Source organism: Egibacteraceae bacterium, assembly GCA_035540635.1.
Classification (GTDB): Bacteria; Actinomycetota; Nitriliruptoria; order Euzebyales; family Egibacteraceae; genus DATLGH01.
In genome coordinates this window covers 1-22,058 of the sequence record DATLGH010000014.1, presented here as the reverse complement: position 1 = coordinate 22,058, position 22,058 = coordinate 1, and the positions used below count along the sequence as shown (strand labels likewise).

13 protein-coding genes and 2 tRNA genes are annotated in these 22,058 nt (G+C 75.1%); 12 read left to right on the top strand and 3 right to left on the bottom strand.

Annotation, left to right across the window (positions count from 1 at the left end; all coding sequences use genetic code 11):
- Positions 1-38 precede the first annotated feature (38 nt).
- The 5 genes from VM324_02720 to VM324_02700 all read left to right on the top strand — a co-directional run bounded on the left by VM324_02720 (position 39) and on the right by VM324_02700 (position 8,426).
- The gene (locus tag VM324_02720; GenBank protein ID HVL98187.1) at positions 39-1,592 is read left to right on the top strand and encodes a TIGR02677 family protein; all 1,554 of its coding nucleotides are present in this window, start codon (positions 39-41) and stop codon (positions 1,590-1,592) included.
- A complete protein-coding gene (locus VM324_02715; protein HVL98186.1) occupies positions 1,589-2,815 on the top strand; it encodes a TIGR02678 family protein in 1,227 nt (408 codons plus the stop codon). The genes VM324_02720 and VM324_02715 overlap by 4 nt, the downstream gene beginning before the upstream one ends.
- Entirely contained in the window at positions 2,812-7,014 is a 4,203-nt protein-coding gene (locus VM324_02710; GenBank protein ID HVL98185.1) for a TIGR02680 family protein, read from the top strand. The genes VM324_02715 and VM324_02710 overlap by 4 nt, the downstream gene beginning before the upstream one ends.
- Entirely contained in the window at positions 7,008-8,243 is a 1,236-nt protein-coding gene (locus VM324_02705; protein ID HVL98184.1) for a TIGR02679 family protein, read from the top strand. The genes VM324_02710 and VM324_02705 overlap by 7 nt, the downstream gene beginning before the upstream one ends.
- Positions 8,244-8,337: 94 nt before the next feature.
- A tRNA-Ser gene (locus VM324_02700) sits at positions 8,338-8,426 on the top strand.
- A 3-nt stretch (positions 8,427-8,429) separates the two neighbouring features.
- Here VM324_02700 and VM324_02695 read toward each other — a convergent pair.
- Both VM324_02695 and VM324_02690 read right to left on the bottom strand, forming a co-directional pair.
- Positions 8,430-9,521 (bottom strand): DMT family transporter, encoded by a 1,092-nt coding sequence (locus VM324_02695; protein ID HVL98183.1) that lies wholly within the window; start codon positions 9,519-9,521, stop codon positions 8,430-8,432.
- 67 nt (positions 9,522-9,588) lie between these two features.
- Positions 9,589-10,731: a 6-phosphofructokinase gene (locus tag VM324_02690; GenBank protein ID HVL98182.1), complete on the bottom strand. Its 1,143-nt coding sequence runs from the start codon at positions 10,729-10,731 to the stop codon at positions 9,589-9,591.
- A 90-nt stretch (positions 10,732-10,821) separates the two neighbouring features.
- Between VM324_02690 and VM324_02685 the strand changes: the two genes are divergently transcribed.
- The 7 genes from VM324_02685 to VM324_02655 all read left to right on the top strand — a co-directional run bounded on the left by VM324_02685 (position 10,822) and on the right by VM324_02655 (position 20,760).
- Positions 10,822-13,089 carry an HAD-IB family hydrolase gene (locus tag VM324_02685; GenBank protein HVL98181.1) on the top strand — a complete coding sequence of 756 codons (2,268 nt, stop codon included), beginning with the start codon at positions 10,822-10,824 and terminating at the stop codon, positions 13,087-13,089.
- Positions 13,086-14,333 (top strand): alcohol dehydrogenase catalytic domain-containing protein, encoded by a 1,248-nt coding sequence (locus tag VM324_02680; GenBank protein ID HVL98180.1) that lies wholly within the window; start codon positions 13,086-13,088, stop codon positions 14,331-14,333. Before VM324_02685 ends, VM324_02680 begins: the two co-directional genes overlap by 4 nt.
- Before the next feature lie 7 nt (positions 14,334-14,340).
- Positions 14,341-15,921, top strand: coding sequence for a lactate racemase domain-containing protein (locus VM324_02675; protein HVL98179.1), 1,581 nt, complete (start codon positions 14,341-14,343; stop codon positions 15,919-15,921).
- A 16-nt stretch (positions 15,922-15,937) separates the two neighbouring features.
- Entirely contained in the window at positions 15,938-16,846 is a 909-nt protein-coding gene (locus VM324_02670; GenBank protein ID HVL98178.1) for a lysophospholipid acyltransferase family protein, read from the top strand.
- Positions 16,834-18,372 carry a phosphatase PAP2 family protein gene (locus VM324_02665; protein HVL98177.1) on the top strand — a complete coding sequence of 513 codons (1,539 nt, stop codon included), beginning with the start codon at positions 16,834-16,836 and terminating at the stop codon, positions 18,370-18,372. Before VM324_02670 ends, VM324_02665 begins: the two co-directional genes overlap by 13 nt.
- Before the next feature lie 45 nt (positions 18,373-18,417).
- A tRNA-Arg gene (locus VM324_02660) sits at positions 18,418-18,490 on the top strand.
- A 1,811-nt stretch (positions 18,491-20,301) separates the two neighbouring features.
- Positions 20,302-20,760: a pyridoxamine 5'-phosphate oxidase family protein gene (locus VM324_02655; protein ID HVL98176.1), complete on the top strand. Its 459-nt coding sequence runs from the start codon at positions 20,302-20,304 to the stop codon at positions 20,758-20,760.
- Positions 20,761-21,586: 826 nt separating this feature from the next.
- Here the strand turns inward: VM324_02655 and VM324_02650 are convergent.
- A partial coding sequence (locus tag VM324_02650) for a hypothetical protein (GenBank protein ID HVL98175.1) occupies positions 21,587-22,058 on the bottom strand: 472 nt, incomplete at its 5' end.

Sequence of the window (22,058 nt, the reverse complement as noted above, 5' to 3'; positions counted from 1 at the left end):
CGCTGGCACGTACGGCACCAGAGAACGAGGGAGTGACCATGACCGGGGAGCGCGAGGACGGGCGGCTGGCGGCCTTCGCGCACGTCACCGCCGACAAGGCCCCGGCCTACCGGGCGGTCATGCGGGTCTTCACCGTCGCGAAGGAACGCTTCGCCCTGCACCTGCGCCCCGCCGACGTCGCCCGCGCGCTGTACGACGACGCACCGCTGACCGAGGCCGAGGTGGAGACGTGCCTGCTGCAGCTCTGCGAGTGGGGCAACCTGCGCAAGGACACCGACACCGCCGAGGTCGCCACCGTCGAGGAGTTCTACCGCACCCGCTACCTCTACCAGCTGACCGTCGAGGGGGAGGCCGCCGAGCGGGCGCTGGCCACCTACCACGACGCGGTCGCGGAGTCCGGCGAGCTGCAGGCCGCCGCCCTCGGCGACATCCGCGAGCTGCTCGGCGAGCTCGCCGCCCTCGCGGAGGCCGGCGAGCCCGACGACGCCAAGGTCCACCGGATCCTGACGACGCTGCGGACCCGCTTCGACGAGCTGACCGCGAAGGCGCAGACGTTCATCGCCGGGTTGCAGCGCACCATCGACCTGCACGGCGTGGACGTGGCGACCTTCGTCGCCTACAAGGACACCCTGATCGACTACCTTGAGCGCTTCATCGGCCAGCTCGTCATGGCCACCGCTGACATCGTCGACCACATCGAGCGCGTCGAGCGCGCCGGCGCCGGGGATCTGCTCACCGCGGCGGCGCGCCGCGACCTCGCCGACGCCCTGGCCCCGACCGACGCCGACGCCGAGGAGGCCGTCGAGCGCTGGCGCGGCCGCTGGGCGGGGTTGCGGGCCTGGTTCATCGGCAGCGGCGCGGCACCGTCGCAGGCCGAGGTGCTGCGTGCCCGGGCGCGCTCGGCCATCCCCGCGCTCCTGCAGGCCGTGGCGTCCATCAACGACCGGCGGGTCACGCGCACCGACCGGTTCACCGACCTGCGCGCCTTGGCCCGCTGGTTCGCCGAGGCCGACAACGACGCCGACGCCCACCGCCTGTGGCGGGCGGCGTTCGCGCTCACCCCCGCGCGCCACCTGCAGGTCAACGCCGACACCCTCGACGAGCGCGACGCCGACCCCGTGTCCCCCCAGACCAGCTGGTTGACCGCGCCGCCCCTGCGCCTGTCGCCGCGGCTGCGCCGCTCCGGGCGCCACGCCAAGCGGGGCCGGCCCGCCGACGTCGTGGACCGCAGCGCCGGCAAGGCGTTGATCGCCGCCACCATCGAGGCCGAGGCCGCGCAGATCGAGGCCGCGCGCCGGCGCCTGGCCACCGGCCGGCCGACGCTGCTGTCCGACCTCGGCGACCTCGACCCCTGCGAGTTCGACCTCTTCCTGGACCTGCTCGGCGAGGCCCTGGCGGCCAAGGTCAGGCCGGGTGACGCCGTCGAGACGACCTCGACCGACGGGACCCTCGTCATCATCCTCGTGCCGGCGGCCGGCACCGCGACCATCGCCACGAGCGCCGGGCGCCTGGTCGGCCCCGAGCACCTCGTCACGATCCGCGACGCGTTCGCCGCGCGGGCCGTGCGCGAGCCGGTGGGGGCCAGCGCATGACCCGATCCCCCGCACCCGCTGCTCTCGGCGCCCGCATCGACGCCGCGGTCCTCGACGAGCGCCGCCGCGCGTTGCGTGCGCTGCTGGCCAGCCCGCTGCTGGCCGCGGACGGGCCACAGGCCGCCGAGTTCGGGCTCGTGCGCCGCCACGCGGGGTGGCTGCGGGAGTGGTTCGCCCGCCATCCGGGTTGGAGCCTGCGTGTGGACTCCGAGGCCGCGCGCCTGCGCAAGACCCCCGCCGACCTCGGCGACGCGACGCGCCCGGCCCGCGCCCGCCGCGGCGACCCTCCGTTCCCGCGCCGCCGCTACGCCCTGGCGTGCCTCGCGCTGGCCGTGCTCGAGCGCACCGAGCGCCAGACCGCCCTCGGCAAGCTCGCGGACGAGATCATGGCCCTGGTCGCCGGCGACGCGGACCTCGCCGCCGCCGGCTACCGCTTCGACCTGACCGGCCGCGACCAGCGCCGCGACCTCGTCGCGGTCGTGCGCCTGCTGCTGGACCTGCGGGTGCTCGTGCGCGTCACCGGCGACGAGGAGGCCTACCTCGCAGAGCGCGGCGACGTGCTCTACACGATCAACCGGCCCGCCCTCGCCGGGCTGCTGGCCGTGCGCCGCGGGCCCTCCACGGTCGAGGCGGGCACCTTCGAGGAGCGGCTGGCCGCGATCGTGGCCGAGCCGCTGCCCGACACCGACGCCGGGCGCAACCGCGCCCGGCGCACCCACCTCGTGCGCCGGCTGCTCGACGACCCGGTCGTGTACTACGACGACCTCGACGCCGACACGCTCGACTACCTGCACCGCCAGCGCGGGCGGCTGCTCACCGAGATCGCCGACGCGACCGGCCTCGTGCCCGAGGTGCGCGCCGAGGGCATCGCCCTGGTCGACGAGCGCGGCGACGCCACCGACCTGGGCCTGCCCGAGGAGGGCACCGACGGCCACCTCACGCTCCTGCTCGCCGAGCACCTCGCCGCCCACGCCCGCCGCCACCCCGACACCCCCGTCGCGCCCGCCGCGCTGCACCGCCACACCGCCCGCTTGATCGCCCGCCACAAGGCCCACTGGCGCAAGGCGGTCACCGAGCCCGGCGCCGACGTGGCGCTGGCCGAGGCCACCCTCGACCGCCTCGAGGCGCTCGCGCTCGTGCGCCGCACCCCCGACGGCGTCGTGCCCCGCGCAGCCATCGCCCGCTACGCCCTGCAGAGTCCACCCGAGGAGCAGCTGCTGTGACCACGCTCGCCACGACCAACGGGCACGCCCCCGCCCTGCCGGCGGCGCAGCGGGAGCGCTGGCAGCCGCTGCGCGGCGGCCTGCTGAACCTCTACCGCTACGACCACGAGGAGTTCCGCTACGAGCAGGGCCACCTGCTGCTGCGCGGCAACAACGGCACCGGCAAGTCGCGGGTGCTCGCGCTGCAGCTGCCGTTCCTGCTCGACGGGGAGGTCTCCCCGCACCGCGTCGAGCCCGACGGCGACCCTGCCAAGCGCCTGGAGTGGAACCTGCTGCTCGGCACCTACAGCGACCGGCTCGGCTACACGTGGCTCGAGTTCGGGCGCGTCGACGACGACGGGCAGGCGCGCTACCTCACGATCGGCGCGGGGCTGCACGCCATCGCCGGCAAGGGCCTGCACGGCCGGTGGTTCTTCGTCACCGACCAGCGCGTCGGCGCCGACCTGCACCTGCAGAGCGAGCAGGGCCACGCGCTGACCCGGGCCCGCCTCGCCGAGGAGATCGGCGAGCGCGGCGAGGTGTTCACCACCGCCTCGGCCTACCGCCGCGCGGTCGACCGGGCGCTGTTCGGGCTCGGTGAGCACCGCTACGAGGCGCTGGTGAACCTGCTCATCCAGCTGCGCCAGCCGCAGCTGTCGCGCCAGCTCGACGAGCGCAAGCTGTCCGCCGCCCTGTCCGAGGCGCTGCCGCCGGTCTCCCCGCAGATGATCGCCGACGTCGCCGACGCGTTCCGCAGCCTGGAGGCCGACCGCGAGGCCCTCGACGCGTTCGTGGCCGCCGGCGCTGGGGCGGGCGCGTTCCTCGACGAGTACCGCACGTACGCCCGCCTGGCCGCCGCACGCCGCGGCGCCGGCGTGCGCCGCCTGCACGCCGTCTACGAGACGACCATGCGCAAGCTGCGCCAGGCCGAGGCGGACGAGCGCGCCGCCAGCCAGGCGCTGGCCGCGGTCACCAGCCGCCTCGAGGAGCTCGCCGTCGACGAGCGCGCCGCCGAGGCCGCGGTGCGCACCCTGGCCGACAGCCCGGAGATGCGCTCGGCCGAGCACCTCGACCGCGTGCGCCGCGACGCTGACGAGCGCGCAGTGGCGGCCGACCGCGCCGACCGCGAGCTCGCCGAGGCCCGGCAGGCCCGGGCCGAGCGCGACCGTGGCGCCACCGAGGCGATGGACGCCGCCGACGCCTCACGCACGGGGGTGGCCGAGGCCGCCGCGCACGCGACGCAGACGGCCGGCGCCGCGGGGCTGGCCGAGGCCCACCGTGACGCGACCGGGTCGCTCGCGCTGCCCGACGGCCCCGGGGAGGACGCCGGGGGGCGTGCCCTGGAGGCCGCTGCGAGCGCGGTTGCGCAGGCCGCCGCGACCCGCGAGCGGGCGGTCCGCCACGTGCAGACCCTCGACGCCGCGGTCGCCACCGCCCGCCAGGCGCTGGCGCTGGCCACGCAGTCCGCCACGGACCTCGCCGGCCAGCTCGACGAGGCGACCGAAGCCCACACCGCCGCCCGCCAGCGCCTCGGCGAGGCCACCACCGAGGTCGTCGCCGCCTACCGCGTCTGGGCGCGCGACCTGGCCGAGCTGGCACCCGCCGACGCCGACGACGTCGCGTGGGAGCTCGACACGTGGTGCCGCACCGCGCAGGGCCCGAGCCCCCTGACCGCCGCCGTGACCGACGCGGCCCGCACCGCGACCGGCCGGCTGGCCGGGCTGCGCGCCGACGCCGGCGGCCGCCTGGCCACCGCGCGCGAGCAGCTCGCCGAGCTCACCGACGAGCGCGACCGGCTGGCCACCGGCGCCCACGCGCCCCCGCCGGCGCCGGCCACCCGCGACGAGGGCGCCCGGGCCGCCCGTCCCGGCGCACCGCTGTGGCGGGTGTGCGACTTCCGCCCCGGCGTCGGCGAGGCCGACCGGGCCGGGCTGGAGGCCGCGCTGCAGGCCGCCGGCCTGCTCGACGCCTGGGTGACCCCCGACGGACGGCTGCTCGGCGGTGACGCCGCCGGCGACCACGACACCGTCCTCGCCGCCGGCACGAGCCCCGCCCCCGCGACCAGCGTCGCCGAGCTGCTCGTGCCCGCCGTCGGCGACACCCCGGTCGACGAGGGCGCCGTCGCCGCGGTGCTGTCCCACATCGGCCTCGGCGGCGGCGGGGCGGCTCGGAAGCAGGCCGCCACCGACGGCGGACCGGTCTGGGTCGCCGCCGACGGAAGCTGGCAGGCCGGGCCCGCTCACGGCCGCTGGGGCAAGCCCGCCGCGGCGCACATCGGCGAGGGCGCCCGCGAGGCGGCGCGGCGCCGGCGCCTCGAGGTGCTCGCCGCGGACATCGCCCGGGCCGAGCAGACCGTCGCCGACATCGACGCCGAGCTCGCCGGCGTGGGCCTGCGCGAGACCACCGCCCGGGAGGAGGCCGCCGCCGCACCCGACGACGGGCCGCTGCGCCGCGCCCTGGCCGACATCGACGCGGCCTGGCACGCCGTCGACGGGTTGCGCGCCCGCCTCGGCGAGGCCGAGCAGCGCGTCGCCACCCGCCGCCGCGAGTTCGACGGCGCCGCCGGCGAACGGGACACCGCCGCCGCCGACCTCGGCCTCGCCGACCGCCTCGACGACCTGCCCGCGCTGCTCGCCGCAGTCGCGGAGTACCGCCAGGCGGTGGCGGCGCTGTGGCCCACGCTGCGGGGGCACCTGCAGGCCCGGCGGTCCGCGGCGGCCACCGCCGCGCAGGCCGCCGACGCCGCCGAAGCCGAGCGGCGTCGCGCCGCGTCGCGCCAGGACGCCCACGAGCGGGCGCAAGCCGCCGCGAGCGAACGCGATGCCCTGGAGGCCACTGTCGGGGCGGCGGTCTCCGAGGTGCTCGCCCGGCTGGCCGACGCACGGGCACGCGCCGAGGCGATCCGCGCCGAGACCGACGACCGCCGGGAGGAGCGCACCGAGGCCACCGCCGCCGCGAAGGTCGCCGAGACCCAGATCGCCACCCACGGCGAGCAGCTCGCCGCCGACGAGGGCCGGCGGGCCACCGCCATCGACGCCCTCGCGGCCTTCGCCGCGACGGGACTGCTCGCGGTGGCCGGCGACGGGCTCGCCGACCTCGCCGAGGGCGCCGGCGAGGGCTGGTCGGCCGACCGGGCGGTGCGCAGCGCGCGGCGGATCCGCGACGAGCTCGGCGAGGGCGACGACGACGCGGCCTGGCAGCGCACCCAGCGCGACATCCACCGCCACATCCAGACGCTGACCGACACGCTCCTGCCGCACGGCTACGAGCCGGCGACCACCGTCGAGGACGGCGTGCTCGTCGTGACGGTGCCCTTCCAGGGACGGCAGTGCTCCATGGAGGCGCTGCACCGCGCCCTGTCCGAGGAGGTGACCCACCGCCGGTCGCTGCTCGACGCGCGCGAGCGGGAGGTGCTCGAGAACCACCTCATCGGCGAGGTGTCCACCCACCTGCACGACCTGCTGCGCGGCGGCGAGCGGCTCGTCGCGGAGATGAACGCCGAGCTGGCCGACCGCCCGATGAGCACCGGGCTCGTGCTGCGGTTCGCGTGGCGGCCGGTGGACGACGGGCCCGCCGGACTGGTCGACGCCCGCAGGCGCCTGCTCGCCACCGACGGCACCTGGTCACCCGACGAGCGCGCGGCCCTGGGCGGGTTCCTGAAGGACCAGATCGACGCGGTGCGCGCCGCCAACGACACGGGCACGTGGCCCGAGCACCTCGCGGCCGCGCTCGACTACCGGGCGTGGCACACCTTCGCGGTCGAGCGCCGCCAGGAGGGCCAGTGGAAGCGCCTGACCCGCCGCACCCACGGGACCGGCTCAGGCGGGGAGAAGGCGATCGCGCTGACCGTCCCGCAGTTCGCCGCCGCGGCCGCCCACTACCGCAGCGCCGACGCCGCCGCGCCGCGCCTGATCCTGCTCGACGAGGCGTTCGTCGGCGTCGACGCGGACATGCGCAGCAAGTGCATGGGGCTGCTCGCCGCGTTCGACCTCGACTTCGTCATGACCAGCGAGCGTGAGTGGGGCTGCTACGCCACCCTGCCGGGCGTGGCGATCTACCAGCTCGCGACCCGCCCGGGCATCGACGCGGTCGGGGTGACCCGGTGGGTGTGGAACGGCCGCGAGCGGGTCCGCGACGACCGGCCGGCGCCCCCCGCCGCAGCGGTCGGGAACGGTGACGGCAACGGCGCCGCGCGCGACGGCGCCGGCGGGCCGTGGTAGCGCTCGCCGACCTGCCGCGCCTGCGCGAGGCGCTCGCAGACCCCGCGCTCGCGTGGCTCGTCCAGCGGGCCCGCCGGCGGCTGGCCGGTGGAGGCACGCTGCGCGGGACGGCCACGCTGCACGCGCCGACCACCGCGCAGCGCGACGCCGTGGACCGGCTCCTCGGACGCCGCCCCGCCCGCGGCGGCGGAGCCCTGACCGTGCGCCTGGACGACCTCGACGGCGTCGTGCGCCACGCGGGCCTGGCCGGCGGGCTGGCCGAGGCCGTGGAGGCGCTGACCGGGCAGGTGCCCGACGAGCGCGCGCGCCAGATCGCGGTCGCACGGGCGTGGGACCGGCTGTGGGACGACGCCCGGGACCGGGTCGGTGCGGATCCGGCGCTGGGGGAGTGGCTCGACGGCCTGCGCGCCGACGGTCTCGTGCGCCGCCTCGCGGGCGGGGACGCCGCGCGGGGGCGCCGCCTGCTCGAGCAGGCCGTCGCGGTGGCGGCGCGTCTACCCGCCGCCGGCGCGCCTCTCGCAGAGCTCGCCGCGCAGGCGACCGGGGACAGCCACGCGCTGGACGCCGGCGCGCCCGTCGGCACGCTGGCCGTGCGGGCCGCCGCCGCCGTAGGAGGAAGCGTGGCATGGGACGGCGCCCGGGGCCGGCGTGACGCCTGGGCCGGCGCCGGCGTGCTGTGCGACGAGCTGAGCGCGCCGGTGCTGACCCTGAACCTGCCCGCCCGTCCCGCGGGCACCGCGGGCCGGGCACTGGCCGTGCACGCCGAGGCCGGCGAGCCCTACCGGCTGTCGGTACGCCAGCTGCTGCGCGACCCGCCGGACCTGCTCCCGGCCGCGGTGTACGTCTGCGAGAACCCCACCGTCGTCGCCGCGGCTGCCAACCGCCTCGGACCGGCCAGCGCACCGCTGGTTTGCGTGGAGGGCCACGTCCGCACCGCCGCCCGGCTCCTGCTCGACCGTCTCGCCGCGACCGGGGCGCACCTGGCCTACCACGGCGATTTCGACTGGGCGGGTCTGCGCATCGCCACCACCGTCATCGCCGGCCACGGGGCACGGCCGTGGCGCCTGACCGCCGCCGACTACCGGGCTGCCCCGCCCGGCACGCCGCTGCGCGGCACACCGGCCGAGGCCTGCTGGGACCCCGACCTCGTACCGGCCATGGACCGCGCAGGCCACGCCGTCCACGAGGAACAGGTCCTACCGGTCCTGCTGGACGACCTCACCCGCTGACCCGGCCCAGCGGGCCATGGCTGCCCGACCCCGGCCTCGGCGCATGAGGGCGGATGATGGGAGCGTTGCGGCCGTGGCTACACTGGGACCGCTCGGAGGCGTCGCATAGTCCGGTCTAGTGCGCGTCACTGCTAATGACGTTGGGGCTAACACCCCTCGAGGGTTCGAATCCCTCCGCCTCCGCCGCTACCCCGCCGGCTGCGCTTGCATGGGCGCGTCGCCGGCAACCGGGCGGCTAGCCACCGCTCCCGCCACTCCCACGAGCGTGAGCAGCCCCCCGAGGAGGTGCGTGTCGCCGATCGGCTCGGAGAGCAGCCACCAGGCGAGGAGTCCCGCGACGACGGGCTGGGCGAGCTTCATGACCGGCGGCACGTTGGCCGCCACCCAACGCAGCGGCCACGTCATGACGAAGTGCCCGACGATGCCGGGCCCCAGGCCGGTCGCCGCCGCGAGGCCGAGGTCGCGCCCGCTCACCGTCCCCAGCGGCTCACCTGCGAGCAGGCAGTAGCCGCTCACGGCAAGCGCCGCCACGACGATCGTGCCGAACAGGAACGGCAGCACGTCGAGGTGGTCGCGTCCCAGTTTCGACAGCAGGAAGAAGCCCGCGAACGCGACGACGTTGCCCATGGCCATGGCCATGCCCACCGGGTCGCCCTCGGGTCCGGCGGACGCGCCGACCACGACGACCGCTGCCCCGGCCATCGCGAGCAGCGTCCAGGTCCTGAAGGCCCAGCCCGGTCGCTCCCCGAACAGCGGGACGGCCGCCAGCGCCACGACGATCGGGGCGAGGGTGTTCATGAGCGACACGTCGACGACGCTCGTCGCCTTGATCGCGGTGAACATGAGCAGCTGGTGGGCGCCGAACGCGAGCCCCGCCCAGCCGGCCCACCGCCACGCCCGACGGTCCGGCCAGCGCCCGCCCGCCCGTACGTGCAGCGCCGTGAGCAGTCCGAGCACGGGCGCCCCGATCCACAGCCGCCAGAAGCTGAACACCGGGCCCGACGCCTCGGACGCCCCGACGAACACCGGGCCGGTCGAGTAGAGCAGCACCCCGAACGCGATGAGCCACAGGGGTGGCGCGCGGCGGCGCCGCTCAGGCGGTCGCGGCGGCGGTCGGGGCGGGCGGTGGTGGGCGCGGCGGGCACAGGCGGTCCAGAGCGTTCGTGGGGACGGGACTGGGGGCCACCGTAGCGTCGTGCGTGGCGGCCGATCCTGCACGGACGGCCGGGGCTGGCGGCTGCGGCGGAGCGGGGTGCGGCTGGCAGGGTTGGGTCGCATGACGCGCGACCGATGCTGCAACCTGAGCCGGGTCCGCCGAGGCGGTGGTGAACCGGGGCGCCGGCCTTCAGTACAGGAACATCGGCTTGCCGCCGACGTGGCGGACCTTCGGCCGGTAGTTGTCGACGTCGTACAGCGCGTCGACGTCGACGCGCTTGGCGCCCTCGCCGGTGACCGAGATGGGCACGTTCGTGTAGGTGCCGTTGCGCAGCGCGACCATGCGCCCCCGCGAGCCCTCGACGGCGAGGTCGGCGGCCATGACCGCGTAGTTGGTCGCCACCATGAGGTCGAGGGAGTCGGGCGCCCCGGACCGCATGAGGTAGCCGAGCTGCTGGGTGATGACCCCTTCGCCGGTGATCTCCGCGAGGACCTGGCCGGTGACCGCGCCGATCCCGCCGAGCTTGCGGTGGCCGTAGGCGTCTTCGCGACCGGTGACCATGACCTCGCCTCCGAGCATCTGTGCGCCTTCGGAGATGGTGCACATCGCGTAGTTCGACGGGTTGGCGGAGCGGTCGCCGCAGAGCAGGCGGGCGAGGCGCTCGATTTCGAAGGGCACCTCGCTGATGACGGCGCGGTCGACGCCGGCGAGGTAGGCGGCGATCAGGGAGGTCTCGCCGGAGTAGCGGCCGAAGAGCTCGACGACGGCGAGCCGCTCGTGGGAGCCGGCGGAGGTGCGCAGCGAGTGGATGAACCCGACGCTGCGGGTGATCGCCGTCGAGAAGCCGATGCAGTAGTCGGTGCCGTGGACGTCGTTGTCCATGGTCTTCGGGATCGCCACGACCGGCACGCCCTCGGTGTGCAGGCGCAGCGCGTAGGACAGGGTGTCGTCCCCGCCGATGGGGATGAGCGCGTCGATCCTCAGGCGGTCGAGCACCGCCAGCACGTGCGCGGTTGCGTCCCACGGCCCGTCGCCGTCGAGCCCCAGGAACGCGGGGGCCTCGTCCTTGCGGACCTTGGCGGGGTTCGTCCGCGACGAGTGCAGGAACGTGCCGCCGCTCCGGTCGACGGTCCGCACCCGCCCCCGGTCGAGCGGCACGGTGTGCCGGGCGACGGTGTCGGGGTCGTCGAGGTCGCATTCGAGCAGGCCGGCCCACCCGCGGCGGATGCCGACGACCTCGTGCCCGTCGTCGATCACGCGGGTCACGACGGCCTTGATGCAGGGATTGAGTCCCGGGACGTCGCCGCCGCCGGTGAGGATTCCGATGCGCATCGCGGGAGACTACCCACGTGCGCAGGGAATTGACGCAGGCGTCAACACCCGCGAGGCTGCCGGGGGACCGCTCACGGCAGGAGGAAGGCGGTGATCCAGGAGGCGCTCGGGGGAAAGCGGGTCCTCGTCACCGGCGTGACGGGGTTCATCGGCCAGGCGGTTGTCGAGCGGCTGCTCGCCGACCTGCCCGACACCGAGGTCGCGGTGCTCGTCCGCCCCCGTGCCCGCCGCAGCGGCCGGCAGCGCCTCGAGCGCCTGCTCGACCAGCCGGCGTTCGCGAGCTGGCGGCAGCGGGTCGGCGACGAGGAGGTCGCCCGCACCCTCGACGAGCGCGTCATCGTCGTCGAGGGCGGCATCGGTCCGCAGACCCCCGAGCTGCCCCCCGACCTCGCCGCGGTCATCCACTGCGCGGCGACGGTCAGCTTCGACCCGCCGATCGACGAGGCGTTCACCGTCAACGTCTCCGGTGCGATCGGGCTCTACGAGGCGGTCGCGCGGTCAAGCCCGGCAGCCCACCTCGTGCACGTGTCGACCGCCTACGTCGCCGGCGTCCGCAAGGGGGTGGTGCACGAGACGAGCCTCGACCACGACGCGGACTGGCGCGTGGAGCTCGACGCCGCGCTCGCTGCCCGCGCCGACGTCGAGCGGGCCTCCCGCCGCCCCGAGGTCCTCGACCGCTGCATGGAGGCGGCGCGCCGGGAGCACGGGCGCGCCGGCCCGCAGGCGGTCGCGACCGACGCGGAGCGCCGCCGACGCGATCAGGTCACCGAGCGCCTCGTCGACTACGGGCGGGCGCGTGCCGCAAGCCTCGGGTGGCCCGACGTCTACACCCTCACGAAGGCGCTCGGCGAGCGGGCGGTGGAGGAGCTCGCCGCCGAGGGCGGCCTGCCTCTGTCGATCGTGCGGCCCTCCGTCGTCGAAAGCGCCCTGCGCCACCCCTACCCGGGGTGGATCGAGGGCTTCAAGATGGCCGAGCCGATCATCCTCGCCTACGGCCGGGGCGCCCTGCCCGAGTTCCCGGCCGTGCCCGACGGGGTCATCGACATCATCCCGGTCGACTTCGTCGCCAACGCGCTCATCGCCGCGGCCGCCAGTCCGCCCGAACCGGCCCGTCCCGCCTACTACCACGTCTCGTCGGGGGCCCGGAACCCGCTCGCCTTCCGTGAGCTCTACGACCATGTGCGCGCCTACTTCGAACGCGATCCGCTGCCCGACAGCGACCGGGGGGCCGTCGCACTACCGGAGTGGCGCTTCCCCGGCCGGGTGCGCGTCGAGCGGCTGCTGCGCACCGGGGAGCAGCTCGTCGAGGTGGCCGACCGCGTCCTCGAGCGCGTGCCCCGTTCCGCGCGCACCCGCGAGTGGCTCACGAAGGTTCACCGCGAGCGCCGCCGGGTCGAGTTCATGCGCCGCTACGCCGACCTCTACGGCTCCTACACCGAGGCGGAGGTCCGCTACACCGACGACGCCGCCTCGGCCCTGCACCGCTCGCTGCCCCCCGGCGAGCAGGAGGCCTTCGGCTTCGACGCCCGCGACATCGACTGGCGCCACTACCTCGAGGACGTGCACTGCCCGGCCGTCAGCGCGGCGCTGCGCCAGGACCGCCCCCGCTCGCGCCGCGCCCGCAGCCCCGAGCCGGCCGGCGGCGGCGACGGCGTGCTCGCCGTCTTCGACCTCGAGGGCACGATCCTGTCGTCCAACGTCGTCGAGTCCTACGTCTGGCTGCGCCTCGCCGAGCTGCCGCAGCGGGCGTGGCCCAGCGAACTCGCCGGGATCGCCCGCGCCCTGCCGGGGCTGCTCGCCGCCGACCGCCGCGACCGCGGCGAGTTCCTCCGCGCCTTCTACCGCCACTACGAGGGGGCGACCGTCGAGGGTCTCGCGCGCCTCGTCGAGCAGCACGTCGCCGACCTCATGCTCCGTCGCGCCGCCCCGGCCGCCGTGCGCCGGGTCCGCCACCACCGCGCCGTCGGGCATCGCACGGTGCTCGTCACCGGGGCGCTCGAGCCGCTCGTCGAGCCGCTGCGCCCGCTGTTCGACGAGGTCGTCGCCACCCGCCTCGCCGTCGACCCCGCTGGCGTCTACACCGGCTACCTGTCCCTGCCCCCGCTGGTCGGCGAGGCCCGTGCGGCCTGGCTGCGGCGGCGCGCCGGCGCGGCCGGCGACGACCTCACGGCGAGCTGGGCCTACGGTGACAGTCACTCCGACCTGCCGCTGCTCGAGGCCGTCGGAAACCCCGTGGCCGTCAACCCCGACCATGGCCTCTACCGGGTCGCGCGCCGCCGGCGCTGGCCGGTCGAGGAGTGGCCGAACTCCGGCGGCACGCCCCGGCTCGCCCTGCCCGGGATGAAGGTGCCGGTGTGACGCTGTCCCTGGAGCTGTACCGGTCGACGTCGCGCTACCTCGCCGCGAAGGCGGTCGGGGGTCGACTCCCCGGTGCCCTCGCGGGCCCCGTCGCGCCGCTGCGGCTCGTCAACCGCGACGAGCCGCGCCTGCCCGGCCCGGGGTGGGCGCGGGTGCGCCCACGCCTTGCCGGCATCTGCGGCTCGGACCTCGCCACCCTGTCGGGGCAGTCGTCGTTCTACTTCTCCCCGCTCGTCTCGATGCCCTTCGTGCCGGGCCACGAGGTGGTCGGCGAGCTGCTCGAGGACCTCGACGGGCTGGCCGCGGGCACGCGGGTCGTGCTCGACCCCGTGCTGTCGTGCGGGCCGCGGGGCGTCGGCCCGTGCAGCTCGTGCGCCGCCGGCGAGCAGGGGCGCTGCGACCGCGTGACCGTCGGCCACGTGGCCCCGGGGCTGCAGACGGGCTACTGCGCGGACACCGGCGGGGGATGGAGTCGCCGCCTCGTCGCCCACCGCGAGCAGCTGCACCGGGTGCCCGACTCGCTGTCCGACGAGCGGGCGGTGCTCGTCGAGCCGCTGGCCTGTGCCGTCCACGCCGTGCGGCGTGCCCGCATCGGCGCGGGCGACGCCGTCCTCGTCGTCGGCGCCGGCACCGTCGGGTTGTTCACGCTGCTCGCGATACGGGCGTTCACGCAGGCGGCGGAGATCACCGTCGTCGCGAAGCACGACCGCCAGCGTGAGCTCGCCGCCGTGTTCGGGGCGACCGACGTGGTCGCGCCCGACCGTGCGGTGAAGGCGCTGCGTCGGTCGTCCCAGGCGTTCCTGCTGCATCCCGAGCGGGGCAGCGACTACCTGCTCGGCGGGGCCGACGTCGCGTTCGAGGCGACGGGCGCGTCGGGCGGGCTCAACCTCGCGCTGCGCACCGTGCGCGCCGGCGGGCGGGTCGTGCTCGCCGGCCTGCCGACCGCCCGGGCCGACCTCACGCCCGTGTGGTTCCGCGAGCTCGAGCTCGTCGGTGCGTACGCAACCGGCGGGACCTCGGGGCACGCGCACACCCCCGAGCACGAGCCCGCAGCCACGACCGGGGAGGCACCCGGGCGCGGGTCGGACTTCGCCGCCGCGATGACGCTGGCCGCCGAGGCCCCCCTCGAGGGCGTCGTCAGCGCCACCTATCCGCTGCAGCGCTGGCGGGAGGCGATCGACCACGCGTTCGCCGCAGGGCGCCTCGGCGCGCTGAAGATCGCTTTCGCCCCCCAGGAGGAGTAGCCACCCCATGTCCCGACCTGGTTTCGTGCTCGAGGTCGACGAGCGCACCCCGCCGCTCGTCGTGCACCGTGGCGAGGGCTTCGGGCTCGAGTCCTTCCCCCTGGGCACGCGGGTGCTCTACCCGCCGGACTCGCTGCCGGGGATCCGCGACGTCGGCGCGGCGATCCGCCACGCCCTCGATCACCCGCTCGACAGCGAGCCGCTCGACGAGCTGCTGTTCGCCGACATGCGCCTCACGATCGTCTTCGACGACCTGTCGATCCCCCTGCCGCAGATGGTGACGCCCGACGTGCGCCAACGCGTCATCGAGGCGGTGCTCGAGCGCGCCGCCGCCGCGGGCGTCGACGACGTCGAGCTCGTCGCCGCGAACGCGCTGCACCGCCGCATGACGCCGGCCGAGCTGAAACGGATGCTCGGCGAGCGGGTGTTCCGCTCGTTCTGGCCCGACCACCTGCGCAACCACGACGCCGAGGATCCCGGCGGGCTGACCCACGTCGGCGAGACCGACCACGGCGAAACGGTGGAGATCAACCGCCGGGCGGCGTCAAGTGACCTCATCGTCTACGTCAACGTCAACCTCGTGCCGATGAGCGGTGGCCACAAGTCCGTGCCGGTGGGCCTCGCGAGCTACCGCAGCCTGCGCCCCCACCACAACGTGCACACGCTTCAGCGCTCCAGGTCGTTCATGGACCCGCCGAACTCGGCGATGCACTCGTCGTACGCGCGCATGGGCAAGCTCCTCGCCGACAGCGGCGTGCGGATCTTCACGATCGAGACGACGCTCAACAACGACACGTTCCCCGCGGAGTTCGGGTTCCTCAACAAGCGCGAGTGGGAGTGGTCGCTGCGCGACCAGGCGAGCTACCTCGCGGCCAAGCGGGCGAACGACCTCGCGCCGGCGTCCCTGCGCCGCAAGGTCTGGCAGCGTGTCGCCGCCCCCTACGGGGTGACGGGCGTCCACGCGGGCGCCACCGAGCCGGTCCACCAGCGCACGCTCGCCAAGATCCACCGCCAGCAGCTCGTCGAGGTCGACGGGCAGGCCGACGTGCTCGTCTTCGGGCTGCCGTTCATCTGCCCGTACAACGTGAACTCGATCATGAACCCGATCCTCGTGATGTGCCTCGGGCTCGGCTACTACTTCAACATGTACCGCGGCCAGCCGATGGTCCGCGAAGGCGGCACGCTCGTCCTGTTCCATCCCACGCCGTGGGAGTTCCACCAGGTGCACCACCCGAGCTACGTCGACTTCTTCGACGAGGTCCTCGCGGAGACGACCGACCCCGCGACGATCGAGACGAAGTTCGAGCAGCGCTACGCCACCGACCCGTGGTACATCCACCTCTACCGCAACTCCTACGCCTACCACGGCGTCCACCCGTTCTACATGTGGTACTGGGGCGCGCACGCGTTGCAGCACGTCGGCGACGTCATCCTCGTCGGCGCGGACCGGCGGGCGGTGGCGCGGATGGGGTTCCGGACCGCGTCGACGTTCGCCGACGCGCTCGAGATGGCCTCCGACACGGTGGGCCGCTCGCCGCGGATCACCTACCTGCACTCGCCGCCGCTCACGCTCGCGGACGTGCGATGACGGGAGGGGACACGCGATGAGCCTCGCACGCGAGATCGAGCAGGTGGCCCGCGGGTGGCGCTGGACCCGGCGGTCGCTCACCCCCCGCTCGGCGGAGCCGTGGACGCCCGAACCCGAGCCGCGGGAGTTCCCCACCGCCTGGGCGCGCACGACCGCGGGCTGCGTCGCGCGCGAGGGGGTGCAGCGGTTCCTGCTCCGACCGCTCGTGTGGCGCGAGACCCGTCCGCGCGTGGAGGGCCTCGACCGCCTCGACGAGGTGCGCGGCCCGGTGATCTTCGTCGCCAACCACTCGAGTCACCTCGACGCGCCGCTCGTGCTGTGCTCCCTGCCGCTGCGCTGGCGGGAACGCACGGCGGTCGGCGCGGCAGCCGACTACTTCTTCGACGCGCGCTGGCGGGCGGCGGCGACGGCGCTCGCCTTCAACGCCTTCCCCGTCGAGCGCCGGGGCGGCAAGCGCGCCGCCTCCACCGCCCGCGAGCTCATCGACGACGGCTGGAGCCTGCTGCTGTTCCCCGAGGGCACCCGGTCCCCGGACGGCTGGCTGCGCACGTTCCGCCACGGCCCCGCGCGGCTGTGCCTCGACCGCGGGGTGCCCGCCGTGCCCGTCGCGATCCGCGGCACGCACGCAGCCATGCCGCGCGGCCGGTCGTGGGCGAGGCCCGGCCGCCCGCCGCTCGCGGTGCGGTTCGGGCCACCGGTGTACCCGGGCCCCGACGAGCGGCCCCGTGAGCTCACCGTGCGCCTCGTCCAGGCGGTCGCGCGAGGCCTGCACGAGGAGGACGCGGGCTGGTGGGCGTCGCTGCGCAGCGACGCCGAGGGCGCCATCCCCTCCCCGTCGGGGCCCGAGGTGGCCGACTGGCGGCGCCGGTGGGAGACGCTGCGCCCGCTGCCGCCACGGGAGCCGGCCCGCGTGTGGCGGCGCTGAGCGAGGCGGCGGTGCCCCGCCGTCGCGCAGCCCGCCCGGGGCCCGAGCTCGTCATGCGCCCCGGCCTGCGCGGGCGCGTACCGGCTGCCCTCCAGCGCGCCGACGTCGCCGCGTTCCGCTGGGTCGCGCGCCGCAACGCTCCGATACTCGACGCGGTGCTGCCGCGCCTGAGCCGCGCCGCGAACCACTCGGTGCTGTGGATGGTTACCGCAGCCGTGCTCGCCGCAGCCGGTGGTCGGTTCGGGCGGCGCGCAGCCGCCCGGGGTGTCGTGGTCCTCGCGGTGACCTCCGCGGTGGTGAACCTGCCCGCGAAGCTGCTCGCCCGGCGCTCGCGCCCGGCGATCGGCATCGTGCCGGAGGTTCGCCGACTCGCGCGCCTGCCCACCTCCACGTCGTTCCCCTCGGGGCACTCGGCGTCGGCAGCGGCGTTCGCGACGGGGGTCGCGATCGAGAAGCCGCGCCTCGCGGCCCCCATTGCGGCGCTCGCGGCGGCGGTCGCCACCTCGCGCGTCTACACCGGGGTGCACTACCCGGGCGACGTGCTCGCCGGGGCGGCGATCGGGGCCGGCATCGCCTGGGCATCGCGGGGGCTCTGGGTGCCCACCCCGCCGGCCGAGGAGCAGGAGGTGCCGCCCGAGGCGCGACTTGACCCCGCGCCGCTGCCGCGCGGGGAAGGCCTCGTCGTGGTCGGCAACCCCGCCGCCGGGCCTGCCCTCGGCCCGGACCCCCTCGGCGAGCTCGCCGAGCAGCTGCCGGCCGCCCAGGTCGTCGAGATCGGCGAGGGCGACGACCTCACCGCGGTCCTGCGCGCACACACGGCGACCGCGCGCGCCCTCGGCGTCGCCGGCGGCGACGGGTCCGTCAACGCCGCCGCGGCGGTCGCGCACGACACCGCCCGCCCGCTCGTCGTCGTGCCGGCGGGCACGCTCAACCACCTCGCCCGCGACCTCGGCATCGGCGGCGTCGCCGACGTCGCCGGGGCGGTCGAGTCGGGCGAGCGGATGACCGTGGACCTCGCCACGGTCGACGGCCGGCCGTTCTGCAACGTCGCCTGCATGGGGGTGTACCCGCGGCTCGTCGACGAGCGGGCGCGGCTGCGCCGGCGGGTGGGGGAGTGGCCCGCGATGCTCCTCGCCGTCGTGCAGGCGCTGCGGGGCCGCAGCCCCCTGCGCCTCGAGATGGACGGCGAGCAGCGCTCGGCGTGGCTGGTCTTCGTCGGCAACTGCCGCTACGAGGGCTCGGGGGTCGCCCCCGCCTGGCGCCGTCGCCTTGCCGACGGGCTGTTCGACGTGCGCATCGTCGATGCCGAGCCGCGCTGGGCGCGCGCCCGCCTTCTGCTCGCCGTGGCCACCGGCACCCTCGAGCGCAGCCGCGTGTACCGGCGGTCGCTGCAGCGGGAGGTCCGCATCCGCTCGCTGACCGGGCCGCTGCGGGTCACCCGCGACGGCGAGCCGTTCGACTGCGCGGCCGCCTTCACGATCGAGAAGGCCCCCGAGCCTCTTACCGTCTACGCCCCTCACCGCTAGCCCCGGTTGGACCCTGCGACCGGCCACGCTACGATGGGCGCGCCCGCGCCGGTAGCTCAGTGGATAGAGCGTCTGACTACGGATCAGAAGGTCGGGGGTTCAAATCCTCCCCGGCGCGCAAACCCCCTCTGAGGAGGGAGTTTCGTCATGTCGAGGGCTGCGGTCGGGGCAGTACAGCGCAGTTTGCAGCCGTGGTTGAACTGGCTGGTCGACGAGGGAGAGCTGCCCACCTCGCCCATGGGCACAATGCGCGTACATGTGCCGAGCAGCCGGTCGACGTGCTCAGCGTCGACCAGGTGCGGGCCGTGCTCGACACCTGAAGGCCAAGACGTACGTCGGGCGCCGTGACGCCGCGCTCGTGCGGATGCTGTTCGACACGGGCGCGCGGCTGCTGTTCGACACGGGCGCGCGGCTGTCCGAGGTCGCCAGGCTGACCGTCGAGCGCGTCGACCTCGACCTGGACGTGGTGACCGTCCTCGGCAAGGGCGGGCGCGTGCGCGCCTGCCCGTTCGGCGACCGCATCGGCCGCGCCTCTCGCGCTAGCTGGGTCGTCAACCGGTGTGGACCGTCATCCAGACATATCCGGATGGTGCCGCCGACGTGTGCCGCCACACCGACGGGTCCACGATCACCTGCCCGACGCAACGGCAACCACCTGTGGGTCGTGGTCGACTCCGACGGCGACGTCGTCCGCGACCATCACGACCTACCGGCCCCCAGAGAAGGTCCTCTCGCGGGTCCTCGGGCGCACGGGTCCCGATCGGCTCGCCGCGCACCAGGTCATCGAGGGCTCGCCGCGCGACATCACCTCCCTGGCGCAGCTCGGCGCGGTCTTCGAGGACGCCGCCCGCAGCGCCACCGATCAGTGGCTCCACCAGACCCTGACCGCACGCGGGCTCGGCGCAGCAGCCGAGGATCCGCAGTGGCCCAGCCTGATCAGCCGCGCTCGCGAGGTTGCCCTCGGCCGGCCCGACCCGCAGCCCTCGTCGACGAAGCGATCACGATGCGCCCGATCGGTGACGCCCGCTCCGCCGCCGCTGTCCTGCACTGGCGGCTCGGGGTCCTCGGCGCAACCCCCGCACCACGTCCACGGGGACCGCTCGCCTGGCTCCCGCCGACGCACGGGCCGCCTGGGACCACGCCTCCCTGCAAGCCGACCGCTGCCTCGCCCGTCGCCTCCGCGACCTCGACGACCTCGACGACCAGACCCTCGCCGAACTCGACGCCCGCCAGCAAGCCGTTCTCGACAACCCGCCACCCTTCGACCCCAGCGACCTCGAACGCGCCCGGCAACCCCTGCACGCCACTCACGCAGGTCATGGCGGACGGATCGCCGCGACTGTTGTTTCCGCGGCTGGGACCCGCCGGCCCTGAGCAGCTCCGGGTCCAGCGACTCGAACGCGCAGAGGCTCACCGCGACTGGCGACGCGCAGCCACCCACGCCCTGGCGACCCGACGCCAAATCACCCTCGAACTGCCGCGACGGCGCAGTCCCAGGATCAGGCCCACGGTCCTCAGGCTCGCTCGGTAACCGCTGCATTGGGCAGCACCCCTCTACTCGTCTGCCGGCCATCTGCCCGTGAGGGGCCCCCCGGCCGGGAGCCACCGGGCGTCAGATCCCCGTAGCCGAGCATCCCGGAAGGTCCGGCCAACCGTACGGGAGCCGGGGATCTACGAACCCTGCGACATTGCGCCCGGACCATGGGATGTCTCGCCCTTTTCCAGATCACGAGCCAGGGTGGGAGCGCCGGATGTCGACCGTAACCATCGACGCGGTCCTTGCTGGCGAAGGATCGCATCGGCCAGTGCGTCTGGCCACGTGGAATAACGCCTCGGCCTGCCGATGCTCTCTCGGAGTCCACCGCTCGAAGTAGAGCGCGGTCGAGTAGGGTCACGCAGGCCCTGGTGCCCTCCGGGCTGGAGATGTTCATGGACCGCTTCGACTTCGACGTCGACGACTTCCTGGCGCAACCCCTCACCGCACGAGTGGGCAGCATCGGGCAACAAGGTCCCGTCTTGCGGCCGGTCTGGTACTTGTGGGAAGACGGGTCGTTCTGGTGGCTTACCGGGCCGTGGTCGAGTCTGGCCAGCGAACTCACGGGTGATCCGCGTGTCGCACTCACCGTGGACACCTGCGACCTCGCCCGCGGACATGTCAAGCAGGTGCTGGCTCGAGGACGCGCCGAGCTGAACTCCTACGATGCACACCGGGCGCGACGCAAACTGGCCCGATATCTCGGTGAGGATCCCAGCAGCTGGGACCGTGACCGGTTCGACGTCGACGCGCCTCCCTGGGCGGGGACCCAGTTCGTTAGGTTGAGGCCCAAGCATCTGGTCGCCAAAGACCTGTCCTATCTGCCTTCTGCCTCCCGTCCCCGCGACGTCTGATGCCTCCGTCGCGGAACCCGACCAGCGCGGGCGGCACCCGCGAGGGAACGCCCGATGCTGACCTACAGTAGCCAGAGCACACCGACGACGGCCCCGGCTACAACCGCGAATGAGGCAACAAGGGGCCACCAGGACTTGTCCCCACGGGCGACGGCTGCGGCGAACTCTGTCAGTACCTCCCACAGCACCAGCACGGCGACCAGCCTGCCTGCACGCCGCTGCGGCGACAACCCCTGGCCTCCGATCGCCGGGAGGCAATGTCGCCGACGCGGCGGCGTAAGCACAGGCGCGGTGGATGCCAATTCCTGCCTACAGTCTGCGCATGGGATCCTGAGCGGGGGCGGGGGCATGGAAGCGTCGGCCACTCCTGGGAGATCGCGCACAACCCCCGGTGGCGCACCACGCCCGACGGCCCGGTCTTCTCACCGATTCGTGCCGACCCCTGCACGTCTACAACGTCCGATAGTCGCCGCACGACGGCGGTTCCGGCTGCCGTCGCGACCTTGTGGGATCCGCCGCACTCCCAGGCCTCATCCGCGCAGGACCCCGGCGTCCGGCCGTACCGGTAGCCGCCAACCAGGCATGTCGAGGCTGCTCGGCGAGGTCGAAGGTCAGGCTGACGCACAGCATGAGCAGCGCCAGCAGCGGCGTGACCCATCCGCTGAGCCAGACACCGACCGCGGGGATCGCCAGGCCAGCCACGGCCGTGATGACCACCAGCGGGGCCAGGTTGTGCTCGATGACGCGCAGACGCTCGATGGGGCGGCCTTCGACCGGGGTCGGGACGACCGGAGTCTGGCAGGCGGCCGGACGGGTGCGGCGGTGGTTACCGCGTGACTGCGCCGGTGGCCTTCCAGACGAACTCGGTGACGGCGGCGATGGCGAGGCCGTAGGCCAGGTGGGCGGCGAGGCCGCGCAGGTGGGTGGACACGGGATAGTCGCGGTTGGGGGCGCTCGCGCCGATGGCAGGAGTGACGACCTCGTCGAGCAGCAGTGACTGGGACGCGCCGGTCGCCAGGCCGGCGGCGACGGGCCCCATGCCGGTGCGGCGGCGCAGCTGCTGGTACAGCGGCGCCCAGGCGAGCCCTGCGCCGTAGTGCAGGATCATGCCGGCCTTGCTCTGCTGGTCCTCGTCGGGATCGACGCCGAGGACGCGCTGGGCGAGGTTGCGGGCGGCGAGGACGAACGGCGGGCCCGGCCCCACGGCCTGCTCGCGTTGCTGGTCGGCTTCGGACTCCAGGGCCATGAGGCGGCTGGCCACCTGTTCCATCGCCTTGGTGCCGGCGAGCCCGGCGGCG